Raw genomic sequence first — 23,340 nt, 5'->3', positions numbered from 1 at the left:
CAGGATCGAGCTCCGGAGAGCCCAGCCGACTCAGCCCTGGAGGGAGGCGACCTTCGAAGCAAGCGCCGACTTCTTGTTGGCGGCCTGGTTCTTGTGGATGACGCCCTTCGAGACGGCCTTGTCGAGCTTGCGCGAAGCCTCGCGCGCCGCGACGGTGGCCTTCTCGACGTCACCCGCGGCAGCAGCCTCGCGGGCCTTGCGGATCGCGGTCTTCAGAGAGGACTTGACGGCCTTGTTGCGCAGCCGGGCCTTCTCGTTGGTCTTGATCCGCTTGATCTGGGACTTGATGTTCGCCACTGATGAGCCTTTACAGGTTCAGGCGCGTGAGACGGCATGTCTCACCCGCCGTTTGATTTTCTTGGGTGCGTCCCCTGCAGAGAGGGCATGAGACACAGCCACCCAGGCTACCAGCCCCCGCGCGACCGGCCCAAACCGGCCGTGCTCCGCCGGTCCGGGCGGCCCTTGCCGGTGCCCCGGTCGCGGCCTTCGGGACGGGCACCGCCGTCCCTCTCGCGCGGCCCACACCGGTCGCAGCCCGCCGCGCGTGGGACCATGGAATCTACGTATCGATCCGACCCGAGGCGACAGGCGCCTCAAGAGACAGGACCCTGCGTGCCCGCGACCCCTAACAATGTGCCCGAGCCGAGCCGTACCGACCCGGCTCTGATCCGCAATTTCTGCATCATCGCGCACATCGACCACGGCAAGTCCACGCTCGCCGACCGCATGCTCCAGCTCACGGGGGTGGTCGAGCAGCGGCAGATGCGTGCTCAGTACCTCGACCGGATGGACATCGAGCGCGAGCGCGGCATCACGATCAAGTCCCAGGCGGTCCGGCTGCCCTGGGCCCCGTCCCAGGAGCCGGGCCGCACCCACATCCTCAACATGATCGACACCCCCGGGCACGTCGACTTCACGTACGAGGTGTCGCGGTCCCTGGCGGCCTGTGAGGGCACGGTCCTGCTCGTCGACGCCGCCCAGGGGATCGAGGCGCAGACCCTCGCCAACCTCTACCTGGCGATGGAGAACGACCTCAAGATCATCCCCGTACTGAACAAGATCGACCTGCCGGCCGCCCAGCCGGAGAAGTTCTCCGAAGAGCTCGCGAACCTCATCGGCTGCGACCCCTCGGACGTTCTCAAGGTCTCCGCCAAGACGGGCCTGGGCGTCGAGGCGCTGCTCGACAAGGTCGTCGCCGAGATCCCCGCCCCGGTCGGCGTCCAGGACGCCCCCGCGCGCGCGATGATCTTCGACTCGGTCTACGACTCGTACCGCGGTGTCGTGACGTACGTCCGTGTGATCGACGGTCAGCTCAACAAGCGTGAGCGCATCAGGATGATGTCCACCGGCGCCACGCACGAGCTGCTGGAGATCGGTGTCTCGGCCCCCGAGATGAAGGCGGCCGACGGACTCGGTGTCGGTGAGGTGGGTTACCTCATCACCGGTGTGAAGGACGTCCGCCAGTCCAAGGTCGGTGACACGATCACCACCCTGCACAAGGGCGCCACCGAGGCGCTCGGCGGGTACAAGGACCCCCGGCCCATGGTCTTCTCGGGCCTGTATCCGCTGGACGGCTCCGACTACCCCGAGCTGCGCGACGCCTTGGACAAGCTCCAGCTCAACGACGCGGCGCTGGTGTACGAGCCGGAGACCTCCGCGGCGCTGGGCTTCGGCTTCCGTGTCGGCTTCCTCGGGCTGCTGCACCTCGACGTGATCCGTGAGCGGCTGGAGCGCGAGTTCGGGCTCGACCTCATCGCGACCGCCCCGAACGTGGTCTACCGCGTCGAGATGGAGGACCGCAGCGAGCACACGGTCACCAACCCGAGCGAGTTCCCCGAGGGCAAGATCGACAAGGTGTACGAGCCCGTCGTGCGGGCGACGATCCTCGCGCCCTCGGAGTTCATCGGCGCGATCATGGAACTGTGCCAGACCCGGCGCGGCACCCTGCTCGGCATGGACTACCTCTCCGAGGACCGGGTCGAGATCCGCTACACCCTGCCGCTCGCGGAGATCGTCTTCGACTTCTTCGACCAGCTGAAGTCCAAGACCCGCGGCTACGCCTCGCTGGACTACGAGCCCACCGGCGAGCAGGCCTCCAGCCTGGTCAAGGTCGACATCCTGCTGCACGGCGACAAGGTCGACGCCTTCTCGGCGGTCACCCACAAGGACGCGGCGTACGCGTACGGCGTCCGGCTGGTGGCCAAGCTGCGCGAGCTGATCCCGCGGCAGGCGTTCGAGGTGCCCATCCAGGCGGCCATCGGCTCCCGGGTCATCGCCCGCGAGACCATCCGCGCCATCCGCAAGGACGTCCTCGCCAAGTGCTACGGCGGTGACATCTCGCGTAAGCGGAAGCTGCTGGAGAAGCAGAAGGAGGGCAAGAAGCGGATGAAGATGGTGGGCTCTGTGGAAGTTCCGCAGGAGGCCTTCATCGCCGTGCTGTCCAGCGACGACAGCGCCGGTTCGGCCAAGGGCAAGAAGTAGCCACGCCGAATCCCGGGAATTTCAGGGCCCGTCGCGCTCCGGCGCGGCGGGCCCTGTGCTTGTCTCAGGGGTGTGTCCAGCGGGAAGTGGCCGGGAAGTGACCTGCCGCCGCCTCTTACGCACCGGCCGGACGCGCTCTAGTCTGATCTCTGCTCGGTAGTTACTCGCGAGTTAAACAACAGCCGCAATTGAGCCAGCCGCAACGCCGCGGGCCCCGGAGGATGTCGTGAGCGACACACAGACCCTGATCGAGAACCGTCCGCCGTCCGTCGCCGCCCTCTTCCTGGAGCGCGTGGCGGCCACACCCGACGCCGAGGCATACCGCTACCCGGTACCGGCCTCGGGCGAAGGGCCCGACGAGTGGAAGTCGCTGACCTGGGCGCAGTCCGCCGAACGGGTCTTCGCCATCGCGGCCGGCCTCATCGAACTCGGCGTCGAGCCGGAGCAGCGCGTCGCGCTCGCCTCCTCGACCCGGGTCGAGTGGATCCTGGCCGACCTCGGCATCCTCTGCGCCGGCGCGGCCACCACGACCGTGTACCCGCAGACCAACGCCGAGGAGTCGGCGTTCATCCTGTCCGACTCCGCGAGCCGGGTCCTCATCGCCGAGGACGCCGCCCAGCTCGCCAAGGCCCGGGAGAAGCGCGCGGAGCTTCCCGAGCTCACCCGGGTCGTCGTCATCGACCCCGAGGGCGTCGAGACCGACGACTGGGTCCTGACCCTCGCCGAGCTGGAGGCGCGCGGTTCCGCGTACCTGGAGAAGCACCCCGAGCTGATCAAGGAGCGCGTCGGCGCGATCACCGCCGACCAGCTCGCGACGCTCATCTACACCTCCGGCACCACGGGCCGCCCCAAGGGAGTCCGGCTGCCGCACGACAACTGGTCGTACATGGCGAAGGCGATCGCCTCGACCGGTCTGCTCGGCCAGGACGACGTCCAGTACCTGTGGCTGCCGCTCGCGCACGTCTTCGGCAAGGTCCTGACCTCCGGCCAGATCGAGGTCGGTCACGTGACCGCCGTCGACGGCCGCGTGGACAAGATCATCGAGAACCTTCCGGTGGTGCGTCCGACGTACATGGCGGCCGTCCCGCGCATCTTCGAGAAGGTCTACAACGGGGTCGCGGCCAAGGCACGGGCCGGCGGCGGCGCCAAGTACAAGATCTTCCAGTGGGCCGCCGAGGTGTCACGGGAGTACGCGAAGGCCAGTCAGGACAACTTCCGCCGCACGGGTTCGGCCTCGGTGCCGTTCGCGCTCGGCGCCAAGCACAAGGTCGCCGACGCGCTCGTCTTCGCCAAGATCCGCGAGGCCTTCGGCGGCAACCTGCGCGCCTGCATCTCCGGCTCCGCCGCGCTCGCGCCGGACATCGGCTACTTCTTCGCCGGCGCCGGCATCCACATCCTGGAGGGCTACGGACTCACCGAGTCCTCCGCCGCCTCCTTCGTGAACCCGGGTGAGGCCTACCGCACCGGCACGGTCGGCAAGCCGGTGCCCGGCACCGAGGTGCGCATCGCGGACGACGGCGAGATCCTGCTGCGCGGCCCCGGCATCATGGAGGGCTACCACGGCCTGCCCGAGAAGACCGCCGAGGTCCTGGAGGCGGACGGCTGGTTCCACACCGGCGACATCGGCGAGCTGTCCGCGGACGGCTATCTGCGGATCACCGACCGCAAGAAGGACCTCATCAAGACCTCGGGCGGCAAGTACATCGCGCCCGCCGAGGTCGAGGGCCAGTTCAAGGCCGTCTGCCCGTACGTCTCCAACATCCTCGTGCACGGCGCCGACCGGAACTTCTGCACCGCGCTCATCGCCCTCGACGAGCCGTCCATCCTCGACTGGGCCAAGGACAACGGCCTGGCGGGCAAGTCGTACGCCGACGTCGTCGCGGCGCCCGCGACCATCGCCCTCGTCGAGGGCTACGTGACGGAGCTCAACGGGGGCCTGCAGCGCTGGCAGACCATCAAGAAGTTCCGTCTGCTGCCCCGTGACCTGGACGTCGAGCACGGCGAGATCACTCCGAGCCTCAAGCTGAAGCGCCCGGTCGTCGAGAAGGCGTACAAGCACCTGATCGACGAGATGTACGCGGGCTCCCGCGAGGCGTAGCACCCCGCACCCGGCTGCCGGCCCCGGTCCGCGGGGGCCGGCAGCCGTGGTGTTCGCTCCTAACCGTCCCGCCTGCGCCGCATCCTGCCCAGCAGTTCGTCCATCCGCCGTATCTGGTCGCGGAGCGCGGGCACGTCGGGTGCGGTGCCCGCCGCCAGGTCCGTGTCCATCCTCCCGAGGCGGGCGGCGAGTTCGTCGAACTGGTCCTGCTCACGGGCGAGCAGGCACTCCAGCTGACGGTTCTTGCGGTGCAGGTCGAGGAAGACGCTGACCTTGGCGCGCAGGACCCACGGGTCGAACGGCTTCGTCAGATAGTCGGCGGCCCCCGTCGCGTAGCCGCGGAAGGCGTAGCCCGCGTCGGCGTCCGTGCCCGTCAGGAAGATGATGGGCACGTCCTTGGTCCGGTCGAGCCGCTTGATGTTCGCGGCCGTCTCGAATCCGTCCATGCCCGGCATGCGGATGTCGAGCAGGACGACCGCGAACCGCTGCCGCTGCAGCGCCCGCACCGCCTCCTCGCCCGAACGCGCCCGCACCAGCGGCTCGTTGAGGGAACGCAGGACGGCCTCCAGCGCGACCAGGTTGTCCTCCATGTCGTCGACGAGGAGGATGCTCGCTCCCTCGCCGGTCGTCGCCTCAGCGCTCATGATGACGGTGCCTCACTCGGTCCGTGGTTTTCTCGGTGCCTCGCGGGTCCGGCGGCCGGTCCCCGACCCGCCCCGTGCGCCGCGCCGAAGTCGCCGTCCCGCGCCGTCGCAGTGGCGGGCGGTGGACGTGGATCGGATGCTCGATTCTGTCCGTCTTCGAGCACATCCATACCACTGTTCTCACTCATGACGGCCCACTTCGGTGACTCGCCGCTTATGAGTGCCGCCAGTCTGTCACCCTGGCCGCATCGTCCGAGGTGTCTTCGTCCGAACTGCCCAGGGAGCCGCACAGTGGGGGCCATTCCGACGCAACGGGAGTCCACGGCGTGCGCACCGGACACGCTCGCGCACCACCCCACCGGCCGGGACGTCGTGTCGCGCACATCGCTGCCGGGCACTCCGCTTGCTCCCGCGGCCGCGCGCCGGTTCCTCCGTGACACGCTTCTGAGCTGGGCCGAACCGCCCCTGCCCGGCGCCGAGATCATCGACGACCGGCTCACGGAGGACGCGTGCGTGGTGGTCAGCGAGCTCGTCACCAACGCTGTCGTCCACGCGGGTACCGACGTCGAGCTGTTGTGCCGTCTGGAGTGCGCGGCCGACGGCCCGCCCGGCCCGCTGGTCGTCGAGGTCTCCGACCACCATCCCTCGCGTGCCATACGGGAGGACGGCGCCGAACCGTCGTACGGGACACCCGAGTACGGACGGGGCCTGCGTCTGGTCTCCGCGCTCTCCGAGGCCTGGGGCATCACCTACCGTCCGGGCGTCAAGACGGTGTGGTCGAGGCTGCTGGTCGACGGGGCCGCCGGGGCCCTGCCGGGGGCGGGCGTCTTCACGGACGCGGACGACCTGCGCCGGCCGGGCCGCTTCGACGACGTGGACGGTCTCTCCGCGAGGGGCGCCTTCGTGGACGACGACGGGCTCACGGGCGGGCTCCCCGGAGCGTTCGCGGGACCGGGCGGGTTCGCCGGCGCCGACGCTCTCACCGGCGCGGCGGACGGTCCGGACGCGGCCGGCGCCGGGGCCACCGCGTACGCGGAGGGCCGGGTCCCGGGGTACGGACCGGGAGCCGGCGGTGAGCCGTATCGCCCCGTGGCCGCCGCGGGGGCGGACCTGAGCGCCGCCCGGGGCCACGACTGGCTCGACCGGGGTGCCCTCTCCTTCCTCGCCGAGGCCTCGGACCTGCTCGCCGGGCAGCTCGACGAGGACCTGGTCGCCGCGCTGGCCGGGCAGCTCCTCGTCCCGCGCCTCGCCGACTGGTGCGCGGTATGGCTGGAGGACGAGGCCACCGACCGGGCCGGCGGGTTCGGCCTGGCCCTCGGCCCCCGCCTCGCCCGGGTCTGGCACGGGAGCGAGAACCTGATCGAGGGCCTGCGCCAGGCACTGGAGAAGGACCCGCCGCGGCTGCCCGACGCCGTGCGCTCGCGGGCCGTCCCGGTGCCCTGGCCCGGCGGGGCGCTGGGCGCCCGCGGGGCGAGCGGGGCGGCACTGGCGTACCGGCTGATCGCGGGCGGCCGGCCGCTGGGCACGCTGGTGATCGGGCGGGCCGGACCGCCCGACTTCCCCGACGAGGTCACCGGACTGGTCGAGGACCTCAGCCGCCGCATCGCGCTGGCCATCGGCGCGGCCCGCCAGTACGCGCGCCAGGCCACCATCAGCCGGGTCCTGCAGCGCGGGCTGCTGCCGGGCGCGGTCGCCGAGATCCCCGGGGTGCGCAGCGCCCTCGTCTACGAACCGCTCGACAAGGGCGGGCCGAGCGGCGACTTCTACGACGTGTTCCCGGCGGGCGACGGACGCTGGTGCTTCGCGGTCGGCGACGTCCAGGGCAAGGGGCCCGAGGCCGCCGTCGTGATCGGCCTGGCCCGGCCCTGGCTGCGACTGCTGGCCCGTGAGGGCTACGACGTCGCGGACGTCCTCGACCGTCTCAACCAGCTCCTCCTCGACGACGCGACGGAGGCAGCGGACGCGGCGGCCCGGGCGCTCGTGGCCGCGGGCGGACCCGGGCTCGGCGCCGACCTCGGCCCGCAGACGCGTTTCCTGTCCATGCTCTACGGCGAGCTGGTCCCCTTCGAGGGCGGTGTGCGCTGCACCCTCGCCTCGGCGGGGCATCCGCTGCCGCTGCTGCTGGGTCCCGACGGCGACGTACGGGAGATGGCCCGGCCGCAGACCCTGCTCGGCGTCTTCGAGGACCCCGAGTACACCTCCGAGACCTTCGAGATGTACCCCGGGGACACGCTCCTGTGCGTCACCGACGGGGTGACGGAGCGGCGCGACGGGTCCCGCCAGTTCGACGACGAGGACGGTCTCGCGCACGCCCTGGCGGGCTGCGCCGGCCTGAACGCCGAGATGATCGCGGAACGGATCCGCGCGCTGGTCCACGCCTTCGGCCCCCGCCCGCCCGAGGACGACATGGCCCTGCTGGTGTTACAGGCCGACTAGCCCACAGCGGCCGCCCGGCCCACCGCGGCCGCCCGGCCAAAGGCTCGCCGGACACGTCCACCCCGGGCGTGCTGGACAATGGAACGCATGCCTTCCGCACTTCCCGACGGTGAGCCCGTCCCCGACGACGGGGCGCTGCCCTCGCACGCCCTGGCCGGGGCGGCCGAGCGGCCCCTCGGGTTCTATCTCCACGTTCCGTACTGCGCGACCCGCTGCGGTTACTGCGACTTCAACACCTACACGGCGACCGAGCTGCGGGGCAGCGGCGGCGTGCTCGCCTCCCGCGACAACTACGCGGACACCCTGACCGACGAGATCCGGCTCGCCCGCAAGGTCCTCGGCGACGACCCCCGCCCGGTCCGCACGGTCTTCGTCGGAGGCGGTACGCCCACGCTGCTGGCCGCCGACGATCTCGTACGGATGCTGGGCGCGATCCGGGACGAGTTCGGGCTCGCGGACGACGCCGAGGTCACGACGGAGGCGAACCCCGAGTCGGTCGGCCCCGAGTACCTCGCGACTCTGCGCGCCGGGGGCTTCAACCGGATCTCCTTCGGCATGCAGAGCGCCCGGCAGCACGTCCTGAAGGTGCTCGACCGCACGCACACCCCGGGCCGCCCCGAGGCCTGCGTCGCCGAGGCCCGCGCGGCCGGCTTCGCACATGTGAACCTGGACCTGATCTACGGCACGCCGGGGGAGTCGGACGACGACTGGCGGGCCTCCCTGGAGGCGGCCCTCGGCGCCGGTCCCGACCACATCTCCGCGTACGCGCTGATCGTCGAGGAGGGCACGCAGCTCGCGCGCCGGATCCGCCGGGGCGAGGTCCCCATGACGGACGACGACGTGCACGCGGACCGCTACCTCATCGCGGACGAGGTGATGTCGGCGGCGGGCTTCGAGTGGTACGAGGTGTCGAACTGGGCCACCGCCGGCTCGCCGGACAGCCGCTGTCTGCACAACGAGCTGTACTGGCGGGGCGCCGACTGGTGGGGCGCGGGGCCCGGGGCGCACAGCCACGTCGGCGGCGTTCGCTGGTGGAACGTGAAGCATCCGGGGGCGTACGCGGCGGCACTGGCCGAGGGCCGCTCCCCCGGGGCGGGCCGCGAACTCCTCTCCGAGGAGGACCGCCGGGTCGAGCGCATCCTCCTGGAGCTGCGGCTGCGCGAGGGCTGCCCGCTCTCCCTGCTCCGCCCCGACGGCCTCGCGGCAGCCCGCCGCGCCCTGTCCGAGGGACTCCTCGAAGCCGGCCCGTACGACGCCGGCCGTGCCGTCCTCACCCTGCGCGGCCGTCTCCTGGCGGACGCCGTCGTCCGGGATCTGGTGGACTGAACGACGGGACGCCGTGACGGCGGGCTGCCCCGGCCGACGGCCGACCCAGGCCGCGGCGGGGGACCCGGCCCCGGAAGGGACCCGGCCCCGAAGGGGACACGGGCGCCCTCCCGTCGCCGGCGCCCGGCCCGTCACTCCGGTGGCGAAATCCGTCAGTCCGGCGCCCGGCCCGTCACTCCGGTGCCGAACGCGTCAGTCCGGCGTCCGGCCGTCACTTCGGCGTCCCGCCCGTCACTCCGGAGCCGTGACGAAGTCGATCAGTTCCTCCACCCGGCCCAGGAGGGCCGGTTCCAGGTCCTTGTAGGAGTGGACCCGGGACAGGATGTGCTGCCAGGCCGCGCCGGTGTTCTCCGGCCAGCCCAGGGCCCGGCACACGCCCGTCTTCCAGTCCTGGCCGTGCGGGACCCGGGGCCAGGACGGGATGCCCACCGAGGACGGCTTCACGGCCTCCCAGACGTCGATGTACGGGTGGCCGAGCACCAGGGCGTGCTCGCTCGTGACCGCCTCCGCGATCCGGGACTCCTTCGAACCCGGGACCAGGTGGTCCACGAGGACGCCGAGCCGGGCGTCCGGGCCCGGGGAGAACGCGTCCACGACAGCGGGGAGGTCGTCCACGCCCTCCAGGTACTCCACGACCACGCCCTCGACGCGCAGATCGTCGCCCCAGACCCGCTCGACCAGTTCGGCGTCGTGACGGCCCTCGACGTAGATGCGCCCGGCGCGTGCGACCCGGGCGCGTGCGCCGGGGACCGCCACCGAGCCGGACGCCGTACGGCTGGGGCGCACCGGCGCGGAGGCCGTCGGGCGGACCAGGGTCACCACCCTGCCCTCCAGCAGGAAGCCGCGCGGCTCCAGCGGGAACACCCGGTGCTTGCCGAAGCGGTCCTCCAGGGTCACCGTGCCCGCCTCGCAGCGGATCACAGCGCCGCAGAAGCCGGTGCCGGGCTCCTCGACGACCAGACCCGGGTCCGCCGGGACCTCGGGCACGGGCCGGGGCTTCTTCCACGGTGGGGTCAGGTCCGGAGAGTACTGGCGCATTCGGATGACGATAGGAGAAGCCCGGCCGCCCTCACCGCGACACGCCGAAACGCTCGGCCAGGGCGTCCCGTTGGGACCGTACGAACGCGGCGTCCACGACCGCCCCGTGGCCGGGGACGTACAGCGCGTCCTCGCCGCCCAGTCCGAGCAGCCGGTCGAGCGCGGCGGGCCAGCGCGACGGTACGGCGTCGGGGCCCGCCTGCGGCTCGCCCGACTCCTCGACCAGGTCGCCGCAGAACACCACCGTCGGGTCGCCCGGCACCACGACCGCGAGGTCGTGCCCGGTGTGTCCCTCGCCGATCCGCACCAGCAGGACCTGGACGCCGCCGTCGAGGTCCAGCCGCCAGGTGTCCCACACGAACAGGTCCCGGGGGCGTACGAGGGCGTCGGCCGCCTCCTCCGCGGCCCGGGGGTCCAGGCCGTTGCGCACCGCGTCCGCGTACAGCTCCTCGCGGCCGTCCTCGTACACCGCGGACGAGCCGCCCGCGGTGAAGATCCGCGCGCCGGCGAACGCCGCCGCGCCGAAGACGTGATCGAAATGGGGGTGGGTGAGCGCGAGAAGGGTCACACGGTGGCCGGTGAGCGCCTGCGCCTCCCGGCGCACCTTCGCGCCCTCCGCGAGGCTCGACCCGGCGTCGATCATCAGCGCCGCCCCCTCGCCGACGACGAGTCCCACCGTGCAGTCCCAGTCCGGAAGCCGCTGTCGCCCCACCCGGGGCGCCACCCTTTCCCACCCGAGCTCTTCCCAAGTCAGCCTCATGCGGCGACGCTAACGGTGAGCGGGTGCCGCGCACGACATCGCAGGCCCGCCCTTGCCCGGGGTGTGCCTCACCGCCGTACACTGAACCGGGGAACGTTGGCACTCGCGTGCGCTGAGTGCCAGGCGAAAGCCACGAAGGCCACGAAGACCACCGAGTCGACTTCTGGAGGTGCGCGATGCTCAGCGAACGCAGGCTCGAGGTGCTGCGCGCCATCGTCCAGGACTACGTGGGCACCGAGGAGCCGGTCGGTTCCAAGGCGCTCACCGAGCGGCACCGCCTCGGCGTCTCGCCGGCGACCGTCCGCAACGACATGGCGGTCCTGGAGGACGAGGGGTACATCGCCCAGCCGCACACCAGCGCCGGGCGCATCCCCACGGACAAGGGCTACCGCCTCTTCGTCGACAAGCTCGCGGGCGTCAAGCCGATGACCGCGCCCGAGCGCCGCGCCATCCAGAACTTCCTGGACGGCGCCGTCGACCTGGACGACGTCGTCGGCCGGACCGTGCGGCTGCTCGCGCAGCTCACCCGGCAGGTGGCCGTGGTGCAGTACCCCTCGCTGACCCGCTCGACCGTGCGCCACGTGGAGCTGCTCTCGCTCGCCCCCGCGCGGGTGATGCTCGTGCTGATCACGGACACCGGCCGGGTCGAGCAGCGCATGATCAACTGTCCGGCGCCGTTCGGTGAGACGTCGCTGGCGGACCTGCGGGCCCGGCTCAACAGCCGGGTCGCGGGGCGTCCCTTCGCGGACGTCCCGCAGCTCGTCCAGGACCTCCCGGAAGCCTTCGAGGCGGAGGACCGGGGTACGGTCTCGACGGTGCTCTCCACACTGCTGGAGACGCTCGTCGAGGAGACCGAGGAGCGCCTGATGATCGGCGGTACCGCCAATCTGACGCGTTTCGGACATGACTTCCCTCTCACCATCCGGCCGGTGCTCGAAGCGCTGGAGGAGCAGGTCGTGCTCCTCAAGTTGCTTGGAGAGGCCGGGGATTCGAGCATGACCGTGCGAATCGGGCACGAGAACGCGTATGAGGGACTCAACTCCACGTCCGTGGTCTCCGTCGGCTACGGTTCGGGCGGCGAGGCAGTAGCCAAACTCGGCGTGGTCGGCCCGACCCGCATGGATTACCCGGGAACGATGGGAGCGGTACGAGCGGTGGCACGGTACGTCGGACAGATCCTGGCGGAGTCGTAAGTGGCCACGGACTACTACGCCGTACTCGGCGTGCGCCGCGACGCGTCCCAGGACGAGATCAAGAAGGCGTTCCGGAGGCTCGCTCGCGAGCTGCACCCGGACGTCAATCCCGATCCGAAGACGCAGGAGCGGTTCAAGGAGATCAACGCCGCGTACGAGGTGTTGTCGGACCCGCAGAAGAAGCAGGTCTACGACCTCGGCGGCGACCCGCTGTCCCAGCAGGGCGGCGGCGCCGGTGCCGGAGGCTTCGGCCAGGGCGGCTTCGGGAACTTCTCGGACATCATGGACGCGTTCTTCGGCACGGCGTCGCAGCGCGGACCGCGCTCGCGCACCCGCCGGGGCCAGGACGCCATGATCCGCCTGGAGATCGAGCTCGACGAGGCGGCCTTCGGCACCACGAAGGACATCCAGGTCGACACGGCCGTCGTCTGCGGCACCTGCAACGGCGAGGGTGCCGCGCCCGGCACCGCCGCGCAGACCTGTGACATGTGCCGCGGCCGCGGCGAGGTGTCCCAGGTGACGCGGTCCTTCCTCGGCCAGGTCATGACCTCGCGGCCGTGTCCGCAGTGCCAGGGCTTCGGCACCGTCGTCCCGACCCCGTGCCACGAGTGCGCGGGCGACGGCCGGGTCCGCTCCCGCCGCACCCTCACGGTCAAGATCCCGGCCGGTGTGGACAACGGCACCCGCATCCAGCTCGCGGGCGAGGGCGAGGTCGGCCCCGGCGGCGGCCCCGCCGGCGACCTGTACGTGGAGATCCACGAACTGCCGCACTCGACCTTCCAGCGGCGCGGCGACGACCTGCACTGCACGGTCACCATCCCGATGACCGCGGCGGCCCTCGGCACCAAGGTGCCGCTGGAGACGCTCGACGGCATGGAGGAGGTCGACATCCGTCCGGGCACGCAGTCCGGCCAGTCGATCCCGCTGCACGGCCGGGGTGTCACGCACCTGCGTGGCGGCGGCCGCGGCGACCTCGTCGTGCACGTCGAGGTCATGACGCCGACCAAGCTCGACCCGGAGCAGGAGCGGGTGCTGCGCGAGCTCGCCAAGCTGCGCGGCGAGGAGCGGCCCACCGGTCAGTTCCAGCCCGGTCAGCAGGGGCTCTTCTCCCGGCTGAAGGACGCCTTCAACGGCCGGTGATCCAGGCGGGGCACGGGGCCCGACGCGTCCCGTGCCCTCCACGTCGGAGGCCGAATCCGGCCGGACGACCGGATTCGGACTTGCCCGGGGGACGTGACAACATGCCGTCATGTCCTCCGCGCTGACCGATCTCTTCCCTCACCCGATCGTGCAGGCCCCCATGGCGGGCGGAGTCTCCGTCCCGCAGCTCGCGGCCGCCGTGTCCGAGGCCGGCGGGCTCGGCTTCCTCGCGGCGGGGTACAAGACCGCCGACGGCATGTACCAGGAGATCAAGCAGCTGCGCGGGCTGACCGGCCGTCCCTTCGGCGTCAACCTGTTCCTCCCGCAGCCCGAGCACGCGGACGCCGCGGCGGTCGAGGTGTACGCCCACCAGCTCGCCGGCGAGGCCGCCTGGTACGAGACCGAGCTCGGGGACCCGGACAACGGCCGCGACGACGGCTACGACGCCAAACTCGCCGTCCTCCTCGACAAGCCGGTGGCGGCGGTCTCCTTCCACTTCGGCGTCCCGAAGCCGGAGGTGCTTCAGTCGCTGCGGCGCGCCGGCACCCTCACCCTGGTCACCGCGACCACGGCCGAGGAGGCCGTCGGCGTGGAGCGGGCCGGCGCCGACGTGGTCGTCGTGCAGGGCATCGAGGCCGGCGGACACCAGGGCACCCACCGGGACAACCCGGAGACGGACGGCACGGGCGTCGGCCTGCTCACACTGGTCGCACAGGTCCGCGAGAGAGTGGGCATCCCGGTCGTCGCCGCCGGCGGCATCATGCGCGGCAGCCAGATCGCCGCCGTCCTCGCCGCGGGCGCCGACGCGGCCCAGCTCGGCACCGCCTTCCTCGCGACCCCCGAGTCGGGCGCGGACGCCGTGCACAAGCGGGCGCTGACCGACCCCCTCTACGTCCGCACGGAGCTCACGCGCGCCTTCTCCGGACGCCCGGCGCGCGCGCTGGCCAACCGCTTCATGCGCGAGCACGGCCCCTACGCCCCCGCCGCCTACCCCGAGGTCCACCACCTCACCGTGCCGCTGCGCAAGGCGGCCGCCAAGGCGGGCGACGCGCAGGGCATGGCCCTGTGGGCGGGGCAGGGCCACCGCATGGCCCGCGACCTGCCCGCCGGGCAGCTCGTGGAGGTACTGAACGCAGAAATCGCGGCCGCCGAGACAGCGTTGTCGGCCGCCGCCGAGATCCCGGAAGAGGGTGCGGACCGATGACGGCACCGGTGTTCCTGGTCGAGCACTTCGACGCGGACGGCGAGGGACGCCATGTCCTCGACGGACCCGAGGGACGGCACGCCGTCTCCGTGAAACGGCTGCACAGCGGTGAGGAGGTCGTGCTCACCGACGGGGCCGGGCGCCGGGCCGCGTGCGTGGTCCTCGGCACCGAGGGCAAGGACCGGCTGATCGTGCGGATGGGCGAGGTCACCGAGGAGGCGCCCGAACAGCCGCGCATCACGGTCGTCCAGGCCCTGCCCAAGGGGGACCGGGGCGAGCTGGCCGTCGAGACCATGACCGAGACCGGCGTCGACGCGATCGTCCCCTGGGCCGCCTCCCGCTGCATCACGCAGTGGAAGGGCGAGCGGGGTCTGAAGGCGCTCGGCAAGTGGCGGGCCACCGCCCGGGAGGCGGGCAAGCAGTCCCGCCGGGCGCGCTTCCCGGAGGTCGCGGACGCGATGACGACCAGACAGGTTGCCGCACTTCTCGCCAAAGCCGATCTCGCCGCCGTGCTCCACGAGGACACCGCGCTCGGCACCGAGCCCTTCGCGACCGCCGCGCTGCCCGCGTCCGGCGAGATCGTCCTGGTGGTCGGCCCCGAGGGCGGGATCTCCGCCGACGAGGTCGCCCTCTTCACCGAGGCCGGCGCGAAGACCTTCCACCTGGGGCGCACGGTGCTGCGCACCTCCACGGCCGGGACCGTGGCCACCGCGCTGCTGCTGGCCCGCACCGGCCGCTGGTCCTGACCCACCGCCCGCCGGCCCGACCACGACCGTCCGCACATCGAACGGGAAGCCCATGGAACTCGCCCAGGTACGACTGCTCGTCTCCGACTTCGCCGCCTGCTACCGCTTCTACTCCGAAGTCCTCGGCCTCAAGCCCCAGTCGGGCGCCGCCGAGGGACCGTACGAGAAGTTCAGTCCCGTCATCGGGTCCGCGGGCATCGCCCTTCAGGACCGGGCCGCGATGACGGAGATACTGGGTGAGATCGGCGACCCCGTGACCGGACACCGGTCGCTGGTCGTGCTGCGGGTGGACGACCTCGACACCTACTGCGAGCAGGTCGTCTCGCGCGGCGCGACCCTCCTGCACGGTCCGGCGCCCATGACGGACCGCATGCGCGTCGCCCACCTCAAGGACCCCGAGGGCAACCTGGTGGAGCTCCAGGAGTGGCTGCTGATGCTCGGCTGACGGCCGGTCAGGAGCCCGCCGGGACCGGGCAAACGGGGAACCTTACGGCTTCCCCGGCCCGCCGGGCAACACCTTCGGGTGGTTGTGCCCCCGATGGCCGCATGCGGTCTACCGCGCACCGCCGCGCGGTGGCACGCTGCGGTCCATGGGGGCTCTGAGGTATTCCAGACACCGGACGAGGCACGGGCGGGTCCTGACGGCCGCCGGGCTGGGCGCGGTCGCGGTGTTCGCCATGACCGGCTGCGAGCCCATGGACGGACTCAGCACCGCGACCGTGGCCTACACGACCGACAAGACGGCGACCAGCGAGCTGAACAACCGGCACGTGGACGTGAGGTGGCTCACCTGCACCGCGAGCCTGGGCAACGCGGGCAAGGCCTACACGCCGGGAAAGTCGCCCTCGCCGAGCGAGAACACCGTGGCGACCGTCGACTGCCAGGGCCAGACCGGCGACGGCCGGGCCATCACCGTCAAGGGCAAGGTCACCCGCGCCGTCAACGGCGCCTGCGTACGCGGCGATCTGCGCGCCACCGTCGGCGGAAAGCAGGTCTTCCACGTCAAGGGCCTCGGCGACTGCGGCGCCGGACGCACCCCGCCGGCCACCTACCGTCCCACCGGCGGGCAGCCCGACCCCACCGTCACCGTCACCGTGACGAGGACGATGTGGTGCAAGGGCGACCCCACCTGCTGGCCCTCACAGGGCAAGTGACCTGCCGGACCGTACAGGGATCAAGTGATCCGAACCTCTACCCGGGCCCCGCACGCCCTGCATAGGGTGATCGGGTGACCGATTCCGCAGCCTCCGCGTACATCCGGTTTCCCCATCTGCACGGCGAGTTGGTCGTCTTCACGGCCGAGGACGACATCTGGGCCGCCCCGCTCGACGGCGGCGGCCGCGCCTGGCGGGTCAGCGCCGACAACGTCCCGGTCAGCCATCCGCGCATCTCCCCGGACGGTACGACCGTCGCCTGGACGTCGACGCGTGACGGAGCCCCCGAGGTCCACGCGGCCTCCCTGGACGGCGGCCCCGCGAAACGGCTGACCTACTGGGGCAGCGTCAAGACCCAGGTGCGCGGCTGGACCCCCGACGGGCAGGTGCTCGCCCTCAGCACCCAGGGACAGGCCAGCCTGCGCCGCACCTGGGCACGTGCCGTCCCGCTCGACGGGGGCCCCGCGACGACCCTGCCGTACGGGCCCGTGGGCGACGTCGCCCACGGCGGGAACGGTGTCGTCCTGCTCTCCGCCCCGATGGGGCGCGAGGCCGCCTGGTGGAAGCGGTACCGGGGCGGCACGGCGGGCAAGCTGTGGATCGACCGGGACGGCGACGGGGAGTTCGTCCGGCTGCACGAGGACGTCGACGGCAACATCGAATACCCCTTCTGGGTCGGCGAGCGGATCGCCTTCCTCTGCGACCACGAGGGCGTCGGCGCCCTGTACTCCTCCCTCGCCGACGGGTCCGACCTGCGCCGCCACACACCCCTCGACTCGTTCTACGCCCGCCACGCGGCCACCGACGGCAGCCGCGTCGTGTACGTGTCCGGCGGCGAGGCGTGGCTCCTCGAAGACCTCGACGGCGCCGAGCCGCGCCGCCTCGGCATCCGGCTCGGCGGACAGCGCGTCGACCAGCAGCCGCACCCCGTCAGCGCCGCGCGCTGGTTCTCCTCCGCCGCCCCCGACCACACCGGACGCGGCAGCGCGGTCTCCGTCCGCGGCGCGGTCCACTGGGTCACCCACCGCTCCGGCCCGGCCCGCGCGCTCGCCGCCGAACCCGGCGTCCGCGCCCGGATGCCCCGCGCCTTCCGCGCCGAGGGCGAGGAGCACGTGGTGTGGGTGACCGACGCGGAGGGCGACGACGCCCTCGAATTCGCCCCCGCCACCGGAGCCGCCCCCGGAGCAACCCCGCGACGGCTCGCCGCCGGCGCGCTCGGCCGGGTCCTCGGTCTCGCCGTGGCACCCGACGGGAGCCGCGCCGCCGTCGCCTCGCACGACGGACGCGTGCTGCTCGTCGAGCGCGAGAGCGGTGAGGTCCGCGAGGTCGACCGCAGCGAGGACGGCGAGGTCAGCGGCCTCGTCTTCTCGCCCGACTCGGCCTGGCTCGCCTGGTCGCACCCCGGCCCCCGCCCGCTGCGCCAGCTCAAGCTCGCCAACACCACCGACCTGTCGGTCACCGAGGCGACCCCGCTGCGCTTCCGGGACTACGCGCCGGCGTTCACCCTCGACGGCAAGCACCTCGCCTTCCTGTCGGCCCGCGCCTTCGACCCCGTCTACGACGAGCACGTCTTCGACCTGGCCTTCGTCGGCGGCTCCCGGCCCTATCTGATCACCCTGGCCGCCACGACCCCGTCCCCCTTCGGACCGCAGCGGCACGGCAGACCCTTCGAGGCGCCCGACAAGGACGAGACGCCCGACAGCGAGGGCGCCCCCAGCACCCGCATCGACCTGGACGGACTCGCCGACCGGATCGTGCCGTTCCCCGTCGAGGCCGCCCGCTACTCCACGCTGCGCGCCGCCAAGGACGGGCTGCTGTGGCTGCGCCACCCGGTGCGCGGCGTGCTCGGCGCCTCCCGCGCCACCCCGGACGACCCGGACCCCAAGACCGAGCTGGAGCGCTACGACCTGGCCCAGCAGCGCATCGAGCATCTCGCCGCCGACGCCGACCACTTCACCGTCACCGGCGACGGCAAGCGGGTCCTGCTGTGGACCGACGGAAAGCTCAAGGTCGTCCCCAGCGACCGGCGTGCCTCGAACGACGACGAGAGCGACACGAACATCACCGTCGACCTGTCGCGGGTGCGCCAGAGCGTCGACCCGGCCGCCGAATGGCGCCAGATGTACGACGAGACCGGCCGCCTCATGCGGGACAACTTCTGGCGCCCGGACCTCGGAGGGGTCGACTGGGACGGCGTCCTCGACCGGTACCGGCCGGTCCTGGAGCGGGTCGCCACCCACGACGACCTCGTCGACCTGCTGTGGGAGGTCCAGGGCGAACTCGGCACCTCGCACGCGTACGTCACCCCGCGCGGCGGCTGGAGCGGCGGAGAGCGGGCGCAGGGTCTCCTCGGGGCGGACATCTCCCGCCACGAGGACGGCAGTTGGCGCATCGACCGGATCCTCCCCTCGGAGACCTCCGACCCGGAGGCGCGGGCCCCGCTCGCCGCACCCGGCGTCGCGGTGCGCGCCGGGGACGCGATCGTCGCCGTCGGCGGCCGGCCGGTGGACCCGGTGGCCGGGCCCGCGCCCCTGCTCGTCGGCACCGCGGGCAAGCCCGTCGAGCTGACGATCTCGCCCTCGGGTGGCGGCGACCCGCGGCACGCCGTCGTCGTACCGCTCGCCGACGAGGAGCCGCTGCGCTACCACGCGTGGGTGGCCGACCGGCGCGCCTACGTCCACGAGCGTTCCGGCGGGCGCCTCGGCTATCTGCACGTGCCGGACATGGTCGGCGCCGGGTGGGCCCAGCTCCACCGCGACCTGCGGGTCGAGGTGGCCCGCGAGGGCCTGGTCGTGGACGTCCGGGAGAACCGCGGCGGCCACACCTCCCAGCTCGTCGTGGAGAAGCTCGCCCGGCGGATCGTCGGCTGGGACCTGCCCCGGGGACTGCGCGCCTACAGCTACCCGGAGGACGCGCCGCGCGGACCCGTCGTCGCCGTCGCCAACGAGTTCTCCGGCTCCGACGGCGACATCGTCAACGCGGCGATCAAGGCGCTCGGCATCGGACCCGTGGTCGGCACCCGCACCTGGGGCGGTGTCATCGGCATCGACAGCCGCTACCGCCTCGTCGACGGCACCCTCGTCACCCAGCCCAAGTACGCCTTCTGGATGGAGGGTTACGAGTGGGGCGTCGAGAACCACGGTGTCGATCCCGACGTCGAGGTCGTCCAGGCGCCGCAGGACCACGCCGCAGGCCGTGACACCCAGCTCGACGAGGCGGTCGCGATCGCGCTGGCCGCCCTGGAGGAGAACCCGGCGAAGGCCGCGCCCACGCTGCCGCCGCTGTGACCTCTGCCCGCGGGCGGACGGCGGCGGCGCGAGCCGCGCACGAGCCGTCCGCCCGGCGGGGCCGCTAGCATGCGGAGGTACTGATCGGCTGGCGTGAGGAGGCACACGCATGGCGCAGGATCCGGGCGGGGAACCCCAGGACGACTGCCTGTTCTGCAAGATCGTGGCGGGGCAGATCCCGGCGACGCTGGTGCGCGAGAGCGACACGACCGTGGCGTTCCGCGACATCAATCCGCAGGCACCGACCCACATCCTGGTCATCCCCAAGGTGCACTACCCCGACGCGGCCTCCCTGGCCGCCGCCGAGCCCGCCGTCGCGGCGGACGTCCTGCGCGAGGCCGGCGAGGTCGCGGCCGAGGAGAAACTGGAGAGCTACCGCGTCGTGTTCAACACGGGCAGCGGTGCCGGCCAGACCGTCTTCCACGCGCACGCCCACCTCCTGGGCGGCCGCGGCATGCAGTGGCCGCCGGGATAACCGGTCTTGTCCGCACGCGAACTGGTGGTCCTCGGCACCGCCAGCCAGGTTCCGACCCGGCACCGCAACCACAACGGCTATCTGCTGCGCTGGGACGGTGAGGGCCTGCTCTTCGACCCCGGCGAGGGCACCCAGCGCCAGATGCTGCGTGCCGGGGTCGCCGCGCACGACCTGCACCGCATCTGCGTCACGCATTTCCACGGCGACCACGCGCTCGGCCTCGGCGGGGTGATCCAGCGCATCAACCTCGACCGCGTCCCGCACGAGGTGACCGCGCACTACCCGCTCTCCGGGCAGCACTTCTTCGAGCGGCTGCGGTACGCCACCGCCTACCGCGAGACGGTCCCGCTGACCGAGGCACCGGTCGCGGACGACGGCGTCCTCGCGACGACCCCCGCCTACACCCTGGAGGCCCGCAGGCTCTCCCACCCCGTCGAGTCCTTCGGATACCGGCTGGTCGAGCCGGACGGGCGGCGGATGCTGCCGGAGCGGCTCAGGGAGCACGGGATCAAGGGGCCCGACGTCGGCGTGCTGCAACGGGAGGGCACGCTGCGGGGCGTCTCGCTGGACGACGTCAGCGAGGTCCGGCGGGGGCAGCGGTTCGCGTTCGTCATGGACACCCGGCTGTGCGAGGGAGTCGACGCGCTCGCCGAGGGCTGCGACCTGCTGGTCATCGAATCGACCTTCCTCGACGGAGACAGCCGGCTCGCCGCCGATCACGGTCATCTGACGGCCGGCCAGGCGGGCCGGGTGGCCAGGCGGGCGGGGGTGCGGCACCTCGTGCTCACCCACTTCAGCCAGCGCTACCCCGACCCCGGTGAGTTCGAGCGCGAGGCCCGCGCCGCGGGGTTCGACGGCGAGCTGACGGTGGCGCAGGACCTGGTGCGGGTGCCGGTCCCGAAGCGGCACTGAGACGCCGTACCGGGAAGGCGCCGTTTTCGGTACGTCGGGGGAGGAACCGTACGATGCTTCGATGTCCCTCCCCAAGGCCGAACTGCACCTGCACATCGAAGGCACCCTCGAACCCGAGCTGGCCTTCGCGCTCGCCGCGCGCAACGGCGTCACCCTGCCGTACGCGGACACCGAGGAGCTGCGCAAGGCGTACCTCTTCGACGACCTCCAGAGCTTCCTGAACCTGTACTACGAACTCATGGCCGTCCTGCGGACCGAGGCGGACTTCGCCGACCTGGCCGACGCCTACCTCGCGCGCGCCGCCGCGCAGGGCGTACGGCACGCGGAGATCTTCTTCGACCCGCAGGCGCACATCGCCCGGGGCGTGCCGATGGGGACGGTCGTCGAGGGGCTGTGGCGGGCGCTCGGGCGCAGCGAGGAGACCCACGGCGTCTCCACCCAGCTGATCATGTGCTTCCTGCGCGACGAGTCCGCGGAGTCCGCCATGGACACCCTTCGGGCCGCGAAGCCCTACCTCGACCGGATCAGCGGCGTCGGCCTCGACTCCGCCGAGGTCGGCCACCCGCCGGTCAAGTTCCGCGAGGTCTACGAGGCCGCGGCCGAACTCGGTCTGCGGCGGGTCGCGCACGCCGGCGAGGAGGGGCCGCCCGCGTACATCACCGAGGCCCTCGACATCCTGGGCGTCGAGCGGGTCGACCACGGGCTGCGCTGCATGGAGGACCCCGAGCTCGTCGCGCGGCTGGTCCGCGAGCGGGTGCCGCTGACCCTGTGCCCGCTGTCGAACGTACGGCTGCGCGCCGTGGACGTCCTGGCGGAGCACCCGCTGCCCGCCATGATGGACGCCGGGCTGCTGTGCACGGTCAACTCCGACGACCCGGCCTACTTCGGCGGTTACGCGGGCGACAACTTCGGCGCCGTGCGCGAGGCGCTCGGACTCGGTGAGGAGCGGCTTCGGGAGCTGGCGCGCAACTCGTTCGAGGCGTCCTTCCTGGAGCACGACGAGGAGCGGCGGGCACGGTACATCGCCGAGGTCGAGGCGTACGTGTTCCCGTAGCCGGCCGAGCGCCCGCCCGGCCTCCCCTCCTGCCGGGCCGGGCGGGCGCTCGCGGCGGTCAGACGCTCACGGGACCGGGCGCGGGCGCGGCCGCCGTTTGCAGGGGCCCTGCCGTCCCGTACGCCTCCCGCTGGGCGGGCACGCCCTCCAGCGGGATCTCCACGACGGGGATCTCGACGGCGGGGAGTTCCGCCGGTGGGATCTCCACGACGGGGAGCTGCGCCACGGGGATCTCGGCGACGGGGATCTCGACGATCTGGCCGGCTCCCCGCGGGCGCAGGGCCACCAGCGTCATCGGGACGCCGATGACCAGCAGGCCGGCCGCCAGGACCGATCCCATGGCCGGGTAGCCCGCCCGCTCGGACAGCAGGCTGCCGGTGAGCGGGCCGCACGCCGTACCGAGCGAGGACGCGGAACCGACGAGGACCGCCCACCGGCCGCGCGGGTCCATGGACGCGGCGAGGCCGATCACGTACGACAGCACGACCGGGTACAGCGCGTTCCAGGCGATCTCGCCCGTCGCGAAGGACGTCAGATCGGTGGCCGCCGCGCTCAGCGCGATGCAGCCCGCGATCAGCGCGGTGCCCAGTCCGATCGGCAGCGCGCGGCCGAGCCGCGGGCCGAGGGCACCCGCGCCGATCGTCCCGAGGAGTCCGGCGCCGAGCGCCACCGCGAAGACCGCGCCCACCTCGACCTCGGTGAGCCCCGCCTGCGCCAGGCCTATCCGGCCGCTCACGCCCCACAGGGAGTTCTGTGCGAGGGACCAGAAGAGCATCGTGCCGGCGAGCAGCAGCCCGGAACGGCGGTGCGGGAGCGGGCCGGTGGCGCGCCGGGCGCGGTCGGCGGGGGTGCGGGCGGGAAGGCGCCCCGTCAGGCAGAGCGCGAGCAGCGCGGTGCAGGCGATCGCGGCGAGCGGATGACCGTGCCCCGGGCCGAGGTGGGGGATGGTCAGATACAGCGCGCCCGCGAGGCCGGAGACGCCGAACAGACCCAGGGTGGTGACCCGGTGCGCATCGGACCGGCCGGCGATCCCGGTCGCGGCGACCGTGGTGGCCGTGCCGGAACCGAAACCGCCGACGATCGCGCCGGCGATCACCAGGGGGACGGCCGAGAAGAGCGCGGCGGTGCCGAAGCCGGCGGCCGCGAGGAGCAGTCCGGCGCGGGCCAGGGCGCGCGGGCCGAAGCGGTCGACGCGGGAGGCGAGCAGGAAACCGGCCGAGGCCGAGCTCAGCAGCAGGACGCTGCCGACGGCTCCGGCTTGGGTGGCCGACAGCGGGAGGCCTGCGTCGAGGCGGCCGACGGTGGTGGGGAGCAGATACGCGGCGAGGTACCCGGCCGTGAAAAGGGCGACGAGGGGCCAGGGCGTGGCGGTGCGGGCGGACACGGGCGTTC

General features: G+C 72.5%; 19 protein-coding genes. 14 read left to right on the top strand and 5 right to left on the bottom strand.

Annotation, left to right across the window (positions count from 1 at the left end; translation table 11 throughout):
- Positions 1–30: 30 nt before the first annotated feature.
- A complete protein-coding gene (gene rpsT, locus ACFYYF_RS27525) occupies positions 31–297 on the bottom strand; it encodes a 30S ribosomal protein S20 (protein WP_103553320.1) in 267 nt (88 codons plus the stop codon).
- Between the two features lie 315 nt (positions 298–612).
- Between rpsT and lepA the strand changes: the two genes are divergently transcribed.
- Together lepA and ACFYYF_RS27515 are read left to right on the top strand one after the other, a co-directional pair.
- Positions 613–2,481 carry a translation elongation factor 4 gene (lepA, locus tag ACFYYF_RS27520; protein ID WP_388780219.1) on the top strand — a complete coding sequence of 623 codons (1,869 nt, stop codon included), beginning with the start codon at positions 613–615 and terminating at the stop codon, positions 2,479–2,481.
- 226 nt (positions 2,482–2,707) lie between these two features.
- Positions 2,708–4,579, top strand: coding sequence for an AMP-dependent synthetase/ligase (locus ACFYYF_RS27515; protein WP_361686996.1), 1,872 nt, complete (start codon positions 2,708–2,710; stop codon positions 4,577–4,579).
- Between the two features lie 59 nt (positions 4,580–4,638).
- Here ACFYYF_RS27515 and ACFYYF_RS27510 read toward each other — a convergent pair whose 3' ends face one another.
- Positions 4,639–5,223 carry a response regulator gene (locus ACFYYF_RS27510; RefSeq protein WP_361686999.1) on the bottom strand — a complete coding sequence of 195 codons (585 nt, stop codon included), beginning with the start codon at positions 5,221–5,223 and terminating at the stop codon, positions 4,639–4,641.
- Positions 5,224–5,514: 291 nt separating this feature from the next.
- On the opposite strand from ACFYYF_RS27510, the gene ACFYYF_RS27505 reads away from it, so the two are divergent.
- A complete protein-coding gene (locus ACFYYF_RS27505; RefSeq protein ID WP_388780217.1) occupies positions 5,515–7,659 on the top strand; it encodes a SpoIIE family protein phosphatase in 2,145 nt (714 codons plus the stop codon).
- Positions 7,660–7,746: 87 nt separating this feature from the next.
- Complete coding sequence (gene hemW, locus ACFYYF_RS27500) at positions 7,747–8,985, top strand: radical SAM family heme chaperone HemW (RefSeq protein WP_388780215.1); 1,239 nt, start codon at positions 7,747–7,749, stop codon at positions 8,983–8,985.
- 231 nt (positions 8,986–9,216) lie between these two features.
- Here hemW and ACFYYF_RS27495 read toward each other — a convergent pair whose 3' ends face one another.
- Together ACFYYF_RS27495 and ACFYYF_RS27490 are read right to left on the bottom strand one after the other, a co-directional pair.
- Complete coding sequence (locus ACFYYF_RS27495) at positions 9,217–10,023, bottom strand: DUF3097 domain-containing protein (RefSeq protein WP_388780213.1); 807 nt, start codon at positions 10,021–10,023, stop codon at positions 9,217–9,219.
- Positions 10,024–10,054: 31 nt separating this feature from the next.
- On the bottom strand, positions 10,055–10,783 hold the full coding sequence (locus ACFYYF_RS27490) for an MBL fold metallo-hydrolase (protein ID WP_388780211.1): 729 nt from the start codon (positions 10,781–10,783) through the stop codon (positions 10,055–10,057).
- Between the two features lie 176 nt (positions 10,784–10,959).
- On the opposite strand from ACFYYF_RS27490, the gene hrcA reads away from it, so the two are divergent.
- The 10 genes from hrcA to ACFYYF_RS27440 all read left to right on the top strand — a co-directional run bounded on the left by hrcA (position 10,960) and on the right by ACFYYF_RS27440 (position 21,948).
- On the top strand, positions 10,960–11,976 hold the full coding sequence (hrcA, locus tag ACFYYF_RS27485; RefSeq protein WP_037618735.1) for a heat-inducible transcriptional repressor HrcA: 1,017 nt from the start codon (positions 10,960–10,962) through the stop codon (positions 11,974–11,976).
- On the top strand, positions 11,977–13,116 hold the full coding sequence (gene dnaJ / locus ACFYYF_RS27480; RefSeq protein WP_388780209.1) for a molecular chaperone DnaJ: 1,140 nt from the start codon (positions 11,977–11,979) through the stop codon (positions 13,114–13,116).
- 109 nt (positions 13,117–13,225) lie between these two features.
- Positions 13,226–14,320, top strand: coding sequence for a nitronate monooxygenase (locus ACFYYF_RS27475; RefSeq protein ID WP_388780207.1), 1,095 nt, complete (start codon positions 13,226–13,228; stop codon positions 14,318–14,320).
- On the top strand, positions 14,317–15,066 hold the full coding sequence (locus ACFYYF_RS27470) for a 16S rRNA (uracil(1498)-N(3))-methyltransferase (protein WP_388780205.1): 750 nt from the start codon (positions 14,317–14,319) through the stop codon (positions 15,064–15,066). Before ACFYYF_RS27475 ends, ACFYYF_RS27470 begins: the two co-directional genes overlap by 4 nt.
- Positions 15,067–15,118: 52 nt before the next feature.
- Positions 15,119–15,511 carry a VOC family protein gene (locus ACFYYF_RS27465; protein WP_388780203.1) on the top strand — a complete coding sequence of 131 codons (393 nt, stop codon included), beginning with the start codon at positions 15,119–15,121 and terminating at the stop codon, positions 15,509–15,511.
- A gap of 145 nt (positions 15,512–15,656) precedes the next feature.
- A complete protein-coding gene (locus tag ACFYYF_RS27460) occupies positions 15,657–16,220 on the top strand; it encodes a hypothetical protein (RefSeq protein WP_388780201.1) in 564 nt (187 codons plus the stop codon).
- A 74-nt stretch (positions 16,221–16,294) separates the two neighbouring features.
- The gene (locus tag ACFYYF_RS27455; RefSeq protein ID WP_388780199.1) at positions 16,295–19,507 is read left to right on the top strand and encodes a S41 family peptidase; all 3,213 of its coding nucleotides are present in this window, start codon (positions 16,295–16,297) and stop codon (positions 19,505–19,507) included.
- A 109-nt stretch (positions 19,508–19,616) separates the two neighbouring features.
- Positions 19,617–19,982, top strand: a complete 366-nt coding sequence (locus ACFYYF_RS27450; RefSeq protein ID WP_361687031.1) for a histidine triad nucleotide-binding protein — start codon at positions 19,617–19,619, stop codon at positions 19,980–19,982.
- 6 nt (positions 19,983–19,988) lie between these two features.
- On the top strand, positions 19,989–20,894 hold the full coding sequence (locus ACFYYF_RS27445; protein ID WP_361687034.1) for a ribonuclease Z: 906 nt from the start codon (positions 19,989–19,991) through the stop codon (positions 20,892–20,894).
- A gap of 61 nt (positions 20,895–20,955) precedes the next feature.
- Positions 20,956–21,948, top strand: coding sequence for an adenosine deaminase (locus ACFYYF_RS27440; RefSeq protein WP_388780196.1), 993 nt, complete (start codon positions 20,956–20,958; stop codon positions 21,946–21,948).
- A 58-nt stretch (positions 21,949–22,006) separates the two neighbouring features.
- Here ACFYYF_RS27440 and ACFYYF_RS27435 read toward each other — a convergent pair whose 3' ends face one another.
- Positions 22,007–23,332, bottom strand: coding sequence for an MFS transporter (locus ACFYYF_RS27435; protein ID WP_388780194.1), 1,326 nt, complete (start codon positions 23,330–23,332; stop codon positions 22,007–22,009).
- Between the last annotated feature and the right edge of the window lie 8 nt (positions 23,333–23,340).

It is taken from the genome of Streptomyces sp. NPDC001914, from assembly GCF_042891215.1.
GTDB lineage: Bacteria > Actinomycetota > Actinomycetes > Streptomycetales > Streptomycetaceae > Streptomyces.
This window is presented reverse-complemented; position numbering and strand designations above follow the sequence as displayed.